This window comes from Streptomyces zinciresistens K42 (genome assembly GCF_000225525.1).
Lineage (GTDB): Bacteria > Actinomycetota > Actinomycetes > Streptomycetales > Streptomycetaceae > Streptomyces > Streptomyces zinciresistens.
In genome coordinates, this window is sequence record NZ_AGBF01000005.1 from 1 (window position 1) to 14780 (window position 14780).

The following is a 14780-nucleotide window of genomic DNA, read 5'->3' on the forward strand; positions in this document are numbered from 1 at the left end:
GGGCACCAGCCGCGCCGTACGGGACCAGCCGCCCCGAGGGGGATCAGCGCATCCCGTCCGGGCCCGGCGGACCCCGCCCCGCCCAAGCCCGCGCCGACGACCTCAGCCCGCGCTCGTGTCGGGCCCGATCCGGCTGCGCACCGCGGTCTGGACCTCGGCCTCCTCCGCCGGATCGGCGGCCAGCCGGCGCAGTCGCTCGACGACGCGGGTGTCACCGGTCTCCGCGTGCCGGGCGCCGATCTCGCGCGTGGTCTCCTCGCAGTCCCAGAGGCATTCGACGGCGAATCCGGCGGGGAAGGAGGGGTCGGTGGCCGCGAGGGCGCGGGCGGTGCGCCCGCGCAGGTGGGAGGAGGCCGTCTCGCGGTAGATGTGGCGCAGGACGGGGGCGGCGCAGGCGATGCCGAGCCGTCCGGTGCCGTCGACGAGCGTCCACAGGGTAGGCGCGTCGGGTCCCTCGCCCCGTACGGCCTCGCGCAGGGCGGCGAGGACGAGGTCCTCGTCCTCGGCTCCGCCCCGGCAGGCGAGCACCCGCCCGGCGGCGGCGCCGAGCGGGTCGGGCCGTCGGGCCCAGTCGCGCGCGCGCCGGACGGCGGCGGCGGAGCGCATGCGCTCGAAGGCGTCCACGGCCGCCTCCACGACGGCCGGCGACCCGGTGGTGACGGCGGCCTCGACGAGGTCGAGGACGTCCGGGTCACCGCTGTCGGCGAGGTAGCGCAGGGCGGTGCAGCGGGCCGCGTCGGAGCCGTCGACGGCGGCGGCGACGATCTCCGCCCGGTCCTCGGGTCCGGCGACGGCCATCAGGCAGCGCGCGGCCGGCACATGAAGGGCGGCGCCGCGGTCCATGCCCTGCTGGGCCCATGCGAAGACGGCCTGCACGCTCCACCCCGGGCGGGGCCCGGCGGGGCTCATCTGGCGCTGCCAGCGGTCGAAGGAGCCGGCCTCGTGGGCGGCACGCACGCGCGTGGCGATCGACTCGCGCGGATCGTCCGCCCACAGCCGCCAGGGGCGCGGCTCGAAGGCGTCGCGCACGGCGACGGCGAGTTCGGCCTCGCCCTCGGGGTCGGTCGCGAAGCGCGCGAGCACGGGGGCGGCGAGGGCACGCAGCCCCGCGTCGTCGTCGCGCAGCGCGAGCTCGTCCAGCGCCCAGGCCCAGTTGGAGCCGGAGGCGGCGTACCTGCGCAGCAGTGCGAGGGCGTCCCGCCTGCCGTAGGACGCGAGGTGGCCGAGCACGGCGAGGGCCAGCCCGGTGCGGGACTCCTCGGTGTCGAGGACGTCCTCGACGTCGAAGAGGTGGGCCTCGATCTCGTCCAGCTCGCCGTGGAGGTCGAGGTGGAGACGGGCGTAGTACAGGGAGCGGTTCTCCACCTGCCAGTCGTGGCGGGGGTCCCGCAGCACACAGTGGTTCAGGGCCGCGAGCGCTTCGTCCCGCGGGGCGGTGAGCGCGTGCAGTGTGCCGTCGCCGCGGCCCCGCTGGAGCAGGCCGAGCAACGTACCGCTGGGCGCTATGACCGGTTCGAACATGGGAAACAGCCTCACATCAAGCGTCGACGCAACCGGGGGTCCTGCTTCACCTGGCCGCGTGACAACACGTCGGGGCGCCCGCCGTTTCCTGCTTGCTGTAGACCATCTTCCTCTGCCTCTCGTAGGTGGCCCGTGCGGACCGATCACGGGCCGCGCGGTGCGGCAACACCTGCCCAGCCATCGCGTCCGTGAATCACGACGTCATGATGACCCGGCGGTTCCGTCCGCCGCGACCGAAATTTCGGCGGCCGGGTGCCGACTCCCCCGTTTTCCGTGTCCCCGCTGGTCGGAGCGGGCCCCTCAGTGCGCGCCGAACAGCTCCAGCAGGTCCGCCTTGGCGAACATGCGGGCCGTGTCCACGGCCGACGGGGTGCCCGCCGCGGGGTCGGCGCCGTGCTCCAGGAGGACCTCGATCACATCCGTCTCGCCCTTGAAGACGGCACCGGCGAGTGGCGTCTGGCCCCGGTCGTTGACGCGGTCGGCCTGGGCGCCCCGGGCGAGCAGGGCGCGGACCGCCTCGGCGTGCCCGTGGTAGGCGGCCAGCATCACCAGGGAGTCGCCGCGGTCGTTGGTGAGGTCGGCCGGGACGCCCGCGTCGACGTAGGCCACGAGCGCCTCGGTCCGCCCCTGCCGGGCCAGATCGAAGATCTTGGTCGCGAGCTCCACGACCTCGGGGTCGGGGGCTTCACTCATCGGCCGGCCGCCTCTCACTGCGCACTCGGGGACTGGGGTACTGCGGGGAGCACCGCGCGGCCGTCGCGAGCGGTGCTCGGCCGTACGGGTGATTCGCCAGGGTACTGGCTAGCGCGGCACATGAGCCGGTACGCCCGCGGCAAAGATCATCGCAGACACGGCCGGCCGCACGAGCCCGGCTGATCCCGGTAAGGACACTCCGCCACCTGGGGGAAATCTGCCGAATTTCACTCAGTTGCACCTTTTATCGTATGGATACATCCTGTGAGCCTGGAAGTACTCATGGTGACTGTCCCCACCGAACCAGGAGCACTCACATGATCCTCTCCATCTCAGGCGTCGTTCTGCTCGGCATCGTCGTCTTCATCTTCTTCCGCAAGGACGGGCTGAAGGCGTCGCACGCCCTGATCTCGGCCCTGTTCGGCTTCTACCTGGCCAGCACGGCGATCGCCCCGAGCATCAAGGCCGGCGGCGAGAGCCTGGCGAGCCTTCTGGGCGGCATCCAGTTCTGACGCCGCCACCCACCGCCCGTACGCACCCGTAGGAGACCGACGTGGCCCGCCGTCCCCTCCCCCGCATCCTGAGCACAGGCAGCGCGCAGTTCGCCCGGAGCCGAGACCTGGCCCGGACGCAGTTCGCCCGCGGCCGGGAGCTGGCCCGGACGGCGAGCGACAGCGCCTCCGACGTCCTCCACCCGCTGATCACGATCACCCGCGGTCTGCGCCGGCTGGCTGCCGCCGGACGGCGCAAGTGGGCCGAGGCCCCCAAGGAGAAGCGCGGTCCGCTGCTCTTCATGGCGGCCTCGGTGATCCTGGTCGTGGCACTGGTGCCGTACGGACCGCTGCTCGCCGTCATCACCCTGATGGCGGCGGCAGCCTGGCAGGGCCGCGACCGCGGGCCCGCCGAGCCCGACGGACCCGACGAGTCCCAGACGGAACGGCTGAGGTCCCTGTACGAGGCCCTGGTCCCGTACTTCTCCGCAGCCGAGGACCCGGCTCCGCTGTACACGCACGGCGGCGAGTGGGAGAAGGCCCTCCCCGAGTACGAGTTCGACGCCACGGGCCGGATCGGCCGGCTGCTGGTCCGCTATCCCGCCTACTTCACCGACGGTGAGGCCCAGGCCCGCGCGCGGATCGAGCATCTGCTGACCACCAAGTCCGGCCGCGGCCGGGAGTACCGCTGCGACTGGGACGAGGAGGGCAACGAGCTCACGGTGACCGCCCTCGCCCCGCTGCCCACCGACATCGCCGCGCAGCGCTTCGTCACGGCACCGGGCGAGACCGTGCTGGGCTTCACCGATCCCACCGGTGTCCAGCGCACGCTCCCCCTCACCCACGGAGCGCGGCAGCGTGACGTGCCGCCCGTGGTGTGGCGCACCGGCATCCGCTCCACCGAGCCGCACCTGCTGGTCATGGGCCAGCCCGGCAGCGGCACCTCGACCCTGCTGCGCTCGGTCGCCCTCCAGGCGCTCCAGCACGGCGACGTCGTCATCGTCGAGGGCGGCAGCACCGGCGAGTACGCCTGCCTGACGGGACGCGACGGCGTCCTGGCCGTCGAGTGCGGACTGGCCGGCGCGGTGGCGAGCGTCGAGTGGGCGGCGACGGAGACGGAGCGGCGCCTGATCGCCGTGAACCGCGCCCGCCAGGCGGGCAACCCCCCGCCGGAGGACACCCGGCGCCCGCTGTGGGTCCTGCTGGACCGTCCCACCGTGTTCTCCCATCTGGCCGCGGCGGACGGCCGCAGGGACCCGCAGGCGCTCCTCCAGGTACCGCTGCGGCACGGGCGCGCGGCCAACGTCACCGTGGTCGTGGCCGAGCAGTGGGACGCGATGGAGGCCCTGTCCGACGCCGTACGGCAGCACACGCGCGCGCGTGTCGTGCTCGGCCCCGCGACGGCCGACCAGCTCCGCTCGGCTCTCGGCGCTCCCCCGGACACCACCGTGGTGACCGGGGCGCCGGCCGGCCGCGGCTACGCCCGGCTGGGCACCGGCCCGGTCCACCGCCTCCAGGTCCCGGCGACGCCCGACCCGTACGACGACGCGACGAGCGACGCGCACCGCCAGGCGGTGCTCGAACTGCTGCCGGAGCGCACGACGCCGCTGGAGGCCGCGCCGCCGGCCAGGCTGGAGAAGGCGCCGCAGGGCGAGCCGGAGCCGGTTCCGGCGGACGCCGTGGTGGCCGAGACGTCGTGACGCGCCCCGCGCGGCGCGGCGTCCGTCCCGGGCCCGCGCCGCCGCCGCGTCACGCCACGAACGTCCGCTGCCCCTCGGTCCCCCCGCTGGCCCCGCCGCGCACCAGCCGGGCCGCCGCGGCCAGCCGCACCGCGGCCTCCTCGGCGACCGGGCCGCCCACGGTGAACGGCAGCCGCACGTAGCCCTCGAAGGCGCCGTCCACGCCGAACCGCGGTCCGGACGGCACCCGGACCCCGACCCGCTCCCCGACCTCGGCGAGCCGCGACCCCGACAGGCCGCCGGTGCGCACCCACAGCGTGAGCCCGCCCCGCGGCACCTCGAACTCCCAGTCGGGCAGCTCCCGCCGCACGGCCGCGACCAGCGCGTCCCGGTTCTCCCGGGCCTGTGCGCGGCGCACGTCCACGGCCCGCTCCCAGCCCCCGGTCCCCAGCAGCCAGTGCACGGCGAGCTGCTCCAGCACCGGGGTGCCCAGATCGGCGTACGCGCGCGCGGCCACCAGGCTGCGGATCACGTCCGGAGCGGCCCGCACCCAGCCGATCCGCATACCGGCCCAGAACGCCTTGCTCGCCGAGCCGACGGTGATGACGTTGGAGCCCGCAGGGTCGAAGGCGCACACGGGTCGCGGCATGGCGACGTCCTCGTCGAGCCGGAGTTCGCTCATCGTCTCGTCGGCGACCAGTACCGTGCCCGCCGAGCGCGCCGCCTCCACCAGGCGCCGCCGCTGGTCCTCGTCGGCCAGCGCGCCGGTGGGGTTGTGGAAGTCGGCGACGACGTAGGCGAGCCGGGGCGCCGCCTCGCGCAGGACCTGCCGCCACCGGTCGACGTCCCAGCCGCCCAGCCCCTCGGCCATGGCCACGGGGACCAGCCGGGCACCCGCCTCGCGCATCAGCTGGAGGATGTTGGCGTACGACGGCGACTCCACGGCGATCCGCTCACCGCGCCCGGCGAAGAGGTGGCAGATGGCGTCGATCGCGCCCATGGCCCCGGTGGTCACCATGATCTGCTCGGGCATGGTCGGGATCCCGCGCGCGGTGTAGCGCTCGGCGATCATCGCGCGCAGGGCGGGCAGCCCGGCCGGATAGTCGCCGTGGGTGTGGGCGTACGGCGGCAGTTCCTCCAGGGCGCCCTGGACGGCGCGGGTCAGCCACAGCTCGGGGGCCGGCAGCGCGGCGCAGCCGAGGTCGATCATCGAGCCGAGCGCCTCGGGCGGCAGCGGTTCAAGACCGCGGGCGGGCAGAGGGTTCCCCGCCGGGACGGCGGTCCAGCTGCCGGCTCCGCGCCGGGACTCCAGGAATCCCTCGCCGCGCAGCGCCTCGTACGCCGCGGCCACGGTCGTACGGCTCACGGACAGCGCGAGGGCGAGTTCGCGCTCGGCGGGCAGCCGTGCGGCGACCGGGACGCGGCCCTCCAGGACGAGCAGCCGGATGCCGTCGGCCAGGGCCCGGTAGGCGGGCGGGCGCCTGGTTCCGGGGCCGGCGGGGCGATCCTGTTGGGAGGTGAGGAGCCGGGCGAGCTGAGCGGCACCCACCGCCGAGGTCCACTGCGCCATCTTTTCCAGTCCACCTTCCCTGAATTGGCCATGGAGAGCGTGCTCTTCCACGCCACAGGGTGTCATGCATCAGGCCAGTACCACCACACAGGGGGCACGTCTTGTCCACGCGGGGCCATGTCGCACGACGGCTGTCACAGCTCTACGCCGGGCTCGCGCTGTACGGCGCGAGTTCGGCCCTCCTGGTCGAGGCGGGCCTCGGCCTGGAGCCCTGGAACGTCCTCCACCAGGGCCTCGCCGAACGCACCGGTCTGACGATCGGCGTCGTCTCGATCATCGTCGGCGCGGCCGTGCTGCTGCTGTGGATCCCCCTGCGCCAGCGCCCGGGGCTCGGCACCGTCTCGAACGTCTTCGTCGTCGGCCTCGCCATGGACGGCACCCTCGCCCTGCTCCCGGCGGCGCACTCGCTGGCCGTGCGGGTCCCCCTGCTGGTGGCCGGCATCGTGCTCAACGGCGTGGCCACCGGCCTCTACATCGCCGCCCGCTTCGGGCCGGGCCCCCGCGACGGCCTGATGACGGGCCTGCACCGGCGCACCGGCCGCTCGATCCGGCTGATGCGCACGGCGGTCGAGATCGCGGTCGTCGCGACGGGCTTCGCGCTCGGCGGCACGGTCGGTGTGGGCACGGTCCTGTACGCCGTGTCCATCGGCCCGCTCGCCCAGTTCTTCCTGCGGCTCTTCGCCGTGCCCCCGGCACCGGACGGCAGCACGGTCGTTTCCACGGGGCAACCCCGGGGCGCGATACTGCGTCCGTGAGCACCACGCGGATACGCCACCCCTACCTCGACCACCCCGGCCCCATCCCCTTCGCCCACCGCGGCGGCACGGCGGACGGTCTGGAGAACACCGTGCTGCAGTTCCGGCGCGCGGTGGACGTCGGCTACCGGTACATCGAGACGGACGTCCACACCACGCGCGACGGCAGGCTCGTCGCCTTTCACGACGCGACGCTGGACCGGGTGACCGACGGGGCGGGCCGGATCGGGGACCTGCCCTGGGACGACGTACGGCACGCGCGCGTGGCGGGCCGCGAGCCGGTGCCGCTGTTCGAGGAGCTGCTGGAGACGTTCCCCGAGGTCCGCTGGAACGTGGACCTGAAGGCGGAGCAGGCCACGCTGCCCTTCCTGGAGCTGCTGGAGCGCGCGGACGCCTGGGACCGGGTCTGCGTCGGCTCCTTCTCCGAGGCGCGGGTCGTGCGGGCCCAGCGGCTGGCGGGGCCGCGCCTGGCGACGTCGTACGGCACCCGGGGGGTGCTCAACCTGCGGCTGCGCTCGTGGGGGGTGCCCGCAGCGCTGCGCCGCTCGGCCGTCGCGGCGCAGGTTCCCGAGACGCAGTCCGGGATCCAGGTGGTGGACAGCCGCTTCGTGCGGGCCGCCCACGCGCGCGGGCTCCAGGTGCACGTGTGGACCATCAACGACGCCCGCTCGATGCACCGGCTCCTCGACCTGGGCGTCGATGGCATCATGACCGATCACATCGACACGCTGCGCGAGGTCATGGAGGACCGGGGTGTCTGGGTCTGACCCGCGTCCGGATGCGCGCGGGATCACGGGGAGGCGAGGACGCGGGGTGGGCACCGATACCGTGCGGACCGAGGCGGGCGACGAGGCCGCCGGACGGCGGCGCGAGCAGCGCGGCTGGTACTTCTACGACTGGGCGTGCTCCGTCTACTCGACGAGCGTGCTCACCGTCTTCCTCGGCCCCTATCTGACCTCGGTCGCGAAGAACGCCGCCGACGCGGACGGCTTCGTCCACCCGCTGGGCGTACCGGTGCGCGCGGGTTCCTTCTTCGCGTACTCGGTGTCCCTGTCGGTGATCGTGGCCGTGCTGGTGATGCCCCTGGTGGGCGCGGCAGCCGACCGCACGGGCCGCAAGAAGCCGCTCCTCGCGACGGCGGCCTACGTGGGGGCCGCGGCGACGACGGCGATGTTCTTCCTGGGCGGGGAGCGCTATCTGCTGGGCGGCCTGCTGCTGATCGTGGCGAACGCCGCGCAGTCGGTGGCGATGATGCTCTACAACTCCTACCTCCCACAGATCGCGCTGCCCGAGGAACGCGACGCGGTCTCCTCCCGCGGCTGGGCCTTCGGCTACGCGGCGGGCGCGCTGATGCTCGTCGTGAACCTGGTGCTCTATCTGGCGCACGACTCCTTCGGGCTCTCCGAGGGCACGGCCGTGCGGATCTGCCTCGCGTCGGCCGGCGTGTGGTGGGGCGCGTTCGCACTCATCCCGCTGCGCAGGCTGCGCGACCGGCGGGCCCCGAAGGAGCGGGCCGCCGGGGCGACGGGCGCCATGGGCTTCCGCCAGCTCGCCGCGACCCTGCGGGACATGCGCCGCCATCCGCTGACCCTGGCCTTCCTGCTCGCCTATCTGATCTACAACGACGGCATCCAGACGGTGATCTCCCAGGCGTCGGTCTACGGCTCCGAGGAGCTGGGGCTGGAGCAGTCCACGCTCATCGTCGCCGTCCTGCTGGTCCAGGTCCTGGCGGTGGCGGGAGCCCTCGCCATGGGCCGCCTCGCGCGGACCTACGGGGCGAAGCGGACGATCCTCGGCTCCCTGGTGGCGTGGACGCTGACGCTGGCGGCCGGATACTTCCTGCCCGCCGGGGCACCCGTGTGGTTCTTCGTGCTGGCGGCCGGCATCGGCCTGGTCCTGGGCGGCAGCCAGGCGCTCTCGCGGTCGCTGTTCTCCCACCTGGTGCCGCCGGGCAAGGAGGCGGAGTACTTCTCGGCGTACGAGCTGAGCGACCGGGGCATGAGCTGGCTGGGTCCGCTGCTGTTCGGCCTGACCTACCAGCTGACCGGCAGCTACCGGGACGCGATCATCTCGCTGGTGGCCTTCTTCGCCCTCGGGTTCGTGCTGCTGGCGCGGGTGCCGGTGCGCCGGGCGATCAGCGACGCGGGCAATCCCGTACCCAGGACGATTTAGCGTTCCGAGTGAAAGGGCGGTAGTGTACGCGTTTGGCCTGCCAGGCGTACCGTTACTGCGCGTCAAAGATGCCGAAACGCTGGGTCACATCTGCTAGCAGAGGTGACAAACCGGGCGCCGGTGGGTACGACATTGGTCAGCAAGGCTGCGGCTACGACGGCGACGCACGACCCGGAACGTGACGCGGAACGGGGAATCTTTACCGCCGACCGGACGTTGACCGGATGACGACGACAGCGACACCTGTCCTGTGGGCGACAAGCCCGGGAGGCACGATTCATGAGTGAGCGAGCTCTTCGCGGCACGCGCCTCGTGGTGACCAGCTACGAGACGGACCGCGGCATCGACCTGGCCCCGCGCCAGGCCGTGGAGTACGCATGCGAGAAGGGGCACCGGTTCGAGATGCCCTTCTCGGTCGAGGCGGAGATCCCGCCGGAGTGGGAGTGCAAGGTCTGCGGGGCCCAGGCACTCCTCGTGGACGGCGACGGCCCTGAAGAGAAGAAGGCCAAGCCCGCGCGTACGCATTGGGACATGCTGATGGAGCGGCGCACCCGTGAGGAGCTCGAAGAGGTCCTCGAGGAGCGTCTCGCCGTGCTGCGGTCCGGGGCGATGAACATCGCGGTTCATCCCCGGGACAGCCGCAAGTCCGCGTAGTCCCTGCGGCGCTTGACCGCACCTACCAGGCAACGCGTACCGAACCGCGGGCGCCGCACGTGAGAGCGTGCGGCGCCCGCGGTTCGGCGTGCCCTGAAACTGCCCGCACGCCCGGCGCGCGGGCTCCATGAACAGACTCACCGAACACACGGACCGGCCCCCGGGTGACCCGGGGGCCGGTCCGTTCTCCGTGCTCACTGGACGTGCTCACTGGACGTGCTCGCGTCGGACGTGCCCGCGCGACGGCGGCTCAGCCGGTGATCGGGGGCCGCTGCTCGCGGGGCGCGTCCGCCGGCTCGTCCCGTACGACCTCGCCCTGCACGACCTTCCCGTCCGGCCGGTGCATCCGCACCTGCTGGTAGGCGTCGCCGAACGAGCCCGGGGCCGCCTCGCGCAGCTTGCGGTCGAAGGTCCGCTCGGCGAAGGCGCTCACGGCCTTCTGGACCGGCGGGATCAGCAGGAGCAGGCCCGCCGCGTCCGAGACCAGGCCCGGCAGCATGATCAGCAGGCCGCCGAGCATCATCATGCCGTTGCCGTTGCCGCTCTGGGGGGTGCCGCCTCGCTGGAGCGCCTCGTTCAGCGCCTCGAACGCGCGTCGGCCCGCCCGCTTCACGACCACCGATCCGAGCACGAGTCCGGCGACCAGCAGCAGGAACACGGTCCAGCCGCCGGCCGCGCCGGCGACCACGGTCAGCAGCCAGATCTCCAGCACCAGCCACACGGCGATGCCCAGCGGCAGGTAGGTACGCAGCCGGGAGCGCCGGGGCCGGGCGGGGTAGGGGGGAGTCCGTGCGCCAGTCGTCATGGTTCCAGTGTGCCTGGACACGGCTCTGAGCGGGATAAGCGGCGGCCCGCTGCCTCAGGGGCCGCGGGCCGAAGACGCTCCGGGGTCTAGGAGCCCGGCGCGGGCGGCGGTGTGTCCGGCTTGGCGCGGCCGATCAGCTTGCCGACCCGCTCCCGGGCCCCCCACGCGGTGACCCGCCACAGCGCCTCGACCAGGATGTCCCGGCTCATCTTCGAGTCGCCCAGCTCGCGTTCGACGAAGGTGATGGGCACCTCGACCACGTGGTAGCCGGCCTTGACGGCACGGCGGGCGAGGTCGACCTGGAAGCAGTAGCCCTGGGAGGCGACGTCGGCCAGGCCCAGGCCCTCCAGGGTCTCGCTGCGAAAGGCGCGGTAGCCGCCGGTGATGTCCCGCAGGGGCAGGTCCAGCGCGAGCCGGGAGTACAGGCTGCCGCCCCGGGAGATGAACTCACGGGATCTCGGCCAGTTCACGACCCGGCCGCCGGGCACCCAGCGCGAGCCGAGGACCAGGTCGGCGCCCTTGAGGGCGGTCAGCAGACGGGGCAGTTCCTCGGGCTGGTGCGAGCCGTCGGCGTCCATCTCGATCAGGACGCCGTAGTCGTGCTCGATGCCCCAGCGGAAGCCGGCGAGGTAGGCCGCGCCGAGACCCTCCTTGCCCGTGCGGTGCAGGACCTGGACCTGGTCGTCCTCGGCGGCCAGCTCGTCGGCGAGCTTGCCCGTGCCGTCGGGGCTGTTGTCGTCGGCCACCAGCACGTGGGCGTCGGGGACCGCCTTGCGGACCCGGCCGACGATGGCCTTGATGTTCTCCGCCTCGTTGTAGGTCGGGATGATCACCAGCGCCGTGCCGAGCGGCCCGAACTGCCTCCCCCGGCCCTGTGCCCCGAGGGTCCCGTCGCCGTCGTTCACTGCTGCCCCTTCAAGTCCGTCGCAGAGGTCCACCATAGTGGTCGCGGCCTGCGCCGACGCGACAGCACGGTCGCACGCCGGTGTCGAATCCGCGAGAACCGGGGAGGCATCGGACTTTCCGTGCCCGGCGGCGGCGTCCGGCCGGTGCGGGTCCGCTGCGGATGGGGGCCCGGCGCCCTTCGGGCCGACCTGGGACCCGCTGGCTGCGGATCTACCGAAAGCCGTTGTCTACTGAGCGCCCGGCCCCACCCGGGTCACACCTCCCCGACGGGCCGGAACGTTCCGTCGTCGCTCCCGCGGCGCTGAGCCTGGCTCCCAGTGGCGGTGCCCCGGTGCGGCACACCGTCCCTGACCCAGCGGCGAGGCGACGGGTTCCCGGAAGTTCCGCGGTCCCCGGTCGGGCGTCCGGTGGTGGACTCGGCCGAACCTACCGGCCCCGGACCGCCGCCTGTCAACAGCCGTTCCACCTGCGGTTCTTCCCTCAACTCGCAGGTCAGCGGGGAGGAGGCGCAGGTCGCGCGAGGCGCTCGCGGGGGCCGATCGGGTCCGCGCCACCCCGGGAGATCACTCGCCCGGCCGTACGAAGACCGTGCGTCCCGCCACCACCGTGCGCAGGCAGACCGGGAGTTCGGCCCCCGGGGTCAGGTCGGGCAGTCCCGGGGTGCCCGAGCGGGGGTCGGTCGACCAGCGCGCGACACGGTCGTCGGGGGCCTGGACCACCAGGTCGCCGGTGCGCCAGACGGCGTAGTCGGCGGGGGCGCCCGGCACCAGGACGCCCGCGTCGTCGCGCCCGGTGGCCCGCCAGCCGCCCCGCGTGTGGGCGGTGAACGCGGCGCGCACGGACACCCGGTGCGCGGGCGTGCGGTGGAAGGCGGCCGCGCGGACCGTGCCCCAGGGGTCGAGCGGGGTGACGGGGCTGTCGGAGCCGAAGGCGAGCGGCACTCCGGCCCGCAGCAGGGCGGCGAAGGGGTTGAGGGTGCCCGCCCGCTCGGCGCCCAGGCGCTGGGCGTACATGCCGTCCTCGCCGCCCCACAGGGCGTCGAAGGCGGGCTGGACCGAGGCGGTCAGGCCGAGTTCGGCGAACGCGGCGATCGTGTCGGAGGTGAGCATCTCGGCGTGCTCGACGCGGTGGCGGGCGGCGCGGACCCGGGCGAGGCCGGTCTTCTCGGCGGCGGCCCGCACCCCCTCGACGACCGCTGTGACCGCGGCGTCGCCGATCGCGTGGAAGCCCGCCTGGAGGCCGGCCTCCGTGCAGGCGACGACATGGGCGGCGACGGCGGCCGCGTCCAGGTAGGGCGTGCCCGTGTGGGCGGCGTCGGCGTACGGCGCGTGCAGGCAGGCCGTGTGGGAGCCGAGGGCGCCGTCGGCGAAGAGGTCGCCCGCCGCGCCCGCCGCGCCGAGTGCGCGGGCCTTCTCCACGTCCCGCTCGGCCCAGTAGCCGACGACGCGGGGGCCCGCCTCGCCCGCGGCCAGCCGGAGCAGGCCGGTGAAGTCGTCCTCGGAGGAGATGTCCGGGCCGCCGCACTCGTGGACGGTGCCGATGCCGAGGGAGGCGGCCCGTGCGAGGGCGGCGCGCTGGGCCTCGTCGCGCTGGGCCGGGGTGATGGCGGCCAGCGCGGTGGCGCGCACGGCGTGGTGGGCGTCTGCGACCAGCGGGGCGTCGGGCGCCGCCCCGGCGGCCGGTGCCATGGCGAGCAGGGCCGTGGAGACGACCGCCGAGTGGACGTCGATGCGGGAGAGGTAGAGGGGGCGCCCGCCGGCGGCCGCGTCGAGTTCGGCGCGGGTCGGGGGGCGGCCGCCGGGCCAGCGGGCGGCGTCCCAGCCGTGGCCGAGGAGCACGCGGTCGGCCGGACGGGAGGCGGCGAAGTCCCGGACGAGGGCCAGGGCCGCCTCAAGGGAGGGCGCGCCGGACAGGTCGAGCCCGGTCAGGGCCAGGCCGGTGGCGGTGGTGTGCACGTGCGCGTCGGTGAACGCGGGGGTGACCAGGGCGCCGGCCAGGTCGACGGTCTCGTCCACACCCTCGGCGAAGGCGTCGGCGGCTCCCTCGGAGCCGACCCAGGCGACCTGGCCCCGCTCCACGACCATCGCGGTCGCGAAGGGGTCGGCGGGGCTGTGCACCTCGCCCCGGCGCAGGAGGACGGTCTTCGGCTGGGCGGTGGACTCACTCATGGCACCAGTCTGGCGCCTCGCCCCGGCCGCTTCGGACCGGGGGCGCCCGCGCGGGGCGCGGGGGCGGTCACACCCGGGGCGGCCGGGCCTCGTAGGGGGTGGACAGGACGACCGTCGTCCGCGTCGACACCCCGGCCAGCGACCGGACCCTGGCGAGCAGTTCCTCCAGTTCGTGCGGGGTGGCGACCCGGACCTTGAGGATGTAGTTCTCGTCGCCCGCGACGCTGTGGCACGCCTCGATCTCGGGCACGCCGGCGAGCCGGTCGGCGATGTCGTCCGGGGCACTGGGGTCGAAGGGCTTCACCGAGATGAACGCGGTCATGGGCAGCCCCACGGCCTCGGCGTCGACCACCGCCGCGTACCCCCGGATGACTCCGCGCTGCTCCAGCCGGCGCACCCGCTGGTGCACGGCCGACGTGGACAGGCCGGTGGCCCTGCCCAGGTCGGTGTAGCTCATCCGCCCGTCCTTGACGAGCAGCTGCACGATCTGTCGGTCCAGCTCCTCCATGGCGCAAGAACCTACAGTGCGGTTGATCTCGCCGGATACCCGAGCCGCCCAGGTCGTGCCCGGTTCGGGAGGCGGGGACCGGGGCGCGGGGCGCGGGGCGGGGACAAACCGGCCGCCCGCGGGCACCTGCGGGCGGCATGTGACGAAGGCCACAGGTCTCGAACAGGCTCCGTGATGCCCCCGTGATTAACGCCCGGACCCGCAGGGAAGTGCTTGCTGTGGCCGAGACCGCATCGCCGTCGCGGCCCAGCCCGAGGGGGAGAATCCCATGCAGAGTCTTAAGCGCCCTGGTCGTACCGCGTCCAAGCGGCACAAGCCCGTCGTCGAGCCCGCTCCGGAGGGCGTCGAACCCGACGCGCTGGACGAGGAGTTCGACGCGTACGACACCTTCGAGATGTACCGGGTGGTCTGCCCGGACTGCGCGCAGCCCATCGCCCTGCTGGCGGACGAGGAGGTGCTGCCCGAGCACGCGCTGTGCGCCTCGCCCTGGAACCCCTTCGGACTCACCGTCTGCGCCGGCACCGGCCGCCGGGCCTCCGAGGCCCGCTCCGCCGACGAGACGTCGGAGCCCCAGGAGCAGGACACCGCCCTGCTGTTGACGCTCCCCCAGGGTCTCGACTGGCGGACCCAGCCCTTCTCGCACGTCGGCGGCCCGGGGTCGCGGCCCATGCGCGTCCCCGTCCTGCGGCGCCTCGCCGCCTGAGCGCACGACTCGGCGCACGCCGCCCGGCTCACTCCCCGCAACCGCCCTGCACCATGGCCCGCAGGCTGCCGTGGTGCTGGATCAGGGTGTCCGGGTCGGCGGGGACGGCGAGTTCGCCGAAGCGGATCCGCCGGTAGGCGACCCGCAGCTTGACG

14 protein-coding genes are annotated in these 14780 nt (G+C 74.0%); 7 read left to right on the forward strand and 7 right to left on the reverse strand.

The window, feature by feature from the left end; all coding sequences use genetic code 11:
- Positions 1–102 precede the first annotated feature (102 nt).
- Positions 103–1521 (reverse strand): hypothetical protein, encoded by a 1419-nt coding sequence (locus SZN_RS03130; protein ID WP_007491353.1) that lies wholly within the window; start codon positions 1519–1521, stop codon positions 103–105.
- 300 nt (positions 1522–1821) lie between these two features.
- The gene (locus SZN_RS03135) at positions 1822–2214 is read right to left on the reverse strand and encodes an ankyrin repeat domain-containing protein (protein WP_007491355.1); all 393 of its coding nucleotides are present in this window, start codon (positions 2212–2214) and stop codon (positions 1822–1824) included.
- Positions 2215–2531: 317 nt separating this feature from the next.
- On the opposite strand from SZN_RS03135, the gene SZN_RS03140 reads away from it, so the two are divergent.
- Both SZN_RS03140 and SZN_RS03145 read left to right on the forward strand, forming a co-directional pair.
- Positions 2532–2726: a hypothetical protein gene (locus tag SZN_RS03140; protein ID WP_004002760.1), complete on the forward strand. Its 195-nt coding sequence runs from the start codon at positions 2532–2534 to the stop codon at positions 2724–2726.
- 41 nt (positions 2727–2767) lie between these two features.
- Positions 2768–4405 (forward strand): ATP-binding protein, encoded by a 1638-nt coding sequence (locus SZN_RS03145; RefSeq protein WP_007491358.1) that lies wholly within the window; start codon positions 2768–2770, stop codon positions 4403–4405.
- Positions 4406–4454: 49 nt separating this feature from the next.
- On the opposite strand, the gene SZN_RS03150 is transcribed toward SZN_RS03145, so the two are convergent.
- Positions 4455–5954 (reverse strand): SCO1417 family PLP biosynthesis transcription factor, encoded by a 1500-nt coding sequence (locus SZN_RS03150; protein WP_007491360.1) that lies wholly within the window; start codon positions 5952–5954, stop codon positions 4455–4457.
- A 101-nt stretch (positions 5955–6055) separates the two neighbouring features.
- Between SZN_RS03150 and yczE the strand changes: the two genes are divergently transcribed.
- The 4 genes from yczE (at position 6056) to SZN_RS03170 (ending at position 9535) form a co-directional block, all read left to right on the forward strand.
- The gene (gene yczE, locus SZN_RS03155) at positions 6056–6709 is read left to right on the forward strand and encodes a membrane protein YczE (protein WP_007491362.1); all 654 of its coding nucleotides are present in this window, start codon (positions 6056–6058) and stop codon (positions 6707–6709) included.
- Complete coding sequence (locus SZN_RS03160) at positions 6706–7476, forward strand: glycerophosphodiester phosphodiesterase family protein (RefSeq protein WP_007491363.1); 771 nt, start codon at positions 6706–6708, stop codon at positions 7474–7476. The genes yczE and SZN_RS03160 overlap by 4 nt, the downstream gene beginning before the upstream one ends.
- A gap of 46 nt (positions 7477–7522) precedes the next feature.
- A complete protein-coding gene (locus tag SZN_RS03165; RefSeq protein ID WP_007491364.1) occupies positions 7523–8881 on the forward strand; it encodes an MFS transporter in 1359 nt (452 codons plus the stop codon).
- Positions 8882–9160: 279 nt separating this feature from the next.
- The gene (locus tag SZN_RS03170; protein ID WP_003977404.1) at positions 9161–9535 is read left to right on the forward strand and encodes an RNA polymerase-binding protein RbpA; all 375 of its coding nucleotides are present in this window, start codon (positions 9161–9163) and stop codon (positions 9533–9535) included.
- Positions 9536–9785: 250 nt separating this feature from the next.
- Here the strand turns inward: SZN_RS03170 and fxsA are convergent, their stop codons facing one another.
- From fxsA to SZN_RS03190, 4 genes are all read right to left on the reverse strand, one after another.
- Positions 9786–10340, reverse strand: a complete 555-nt coding sequence (gene fxsA, locus SZN_RS03175) for an FxsA family membrane protein (protein ID WP_007491365.1) — start codon at positions 10338–10340, stop codon at positions 9786–9788.
- Between the two features lie 86 nt (positions 10341–10426).
- A complete protein-coding gene (locus tag SZN_RS03180; protein WP_007491366.1) occupies positions 10427–11245 on the reverse strand; it encodes a polyprenol monophosphomannose synthase in 819 nt (272 codons plus the stop codon).
- A 564-nt stretch (positions 11246–11809) separates the two neighbouring features.
- Positions 11810–13414, reverse strand: coding sequence for an amidohydrolase (locus tag SZN_RS03185; protein ID WP_007491367.1), 1605 nt, complete (start codon positions 13412–13414; stop codon positions 11810–11812).
- Positions 13415–13481: 67 nt separating this feature from the next.
- Positions 13482–13922: an Lrp/AsnC family transcriptional regulator gene (locus SZN_RS03190; protein WP_007491368.1), complete on the reverse strand. Its 441-nt coding sequence runs from the start codon at positions 13920–13922 to the stop codon at positions 13482–13484.
- Positions 13923–14190: 268 nt separating this feature from the next.
- On the opposite strand from SZN_RS03190, the gene SZN_RS03195 reads away from it, so the two are divergent.
- Positions 14191–14625 carry a hypothetical protein gene (locus SZN_RS03195; protein ID WP_007491370.1) on the forward strand — a complete coding sequence of 145 codons (435 nt, stop codon included), beginning with the start codon at positions 14191–14193 and terminating at the stop codon, positions 14623–14625.
- The last annotated feature ends 155 nt before the right edge of the window (positions 14626–14780 follow it).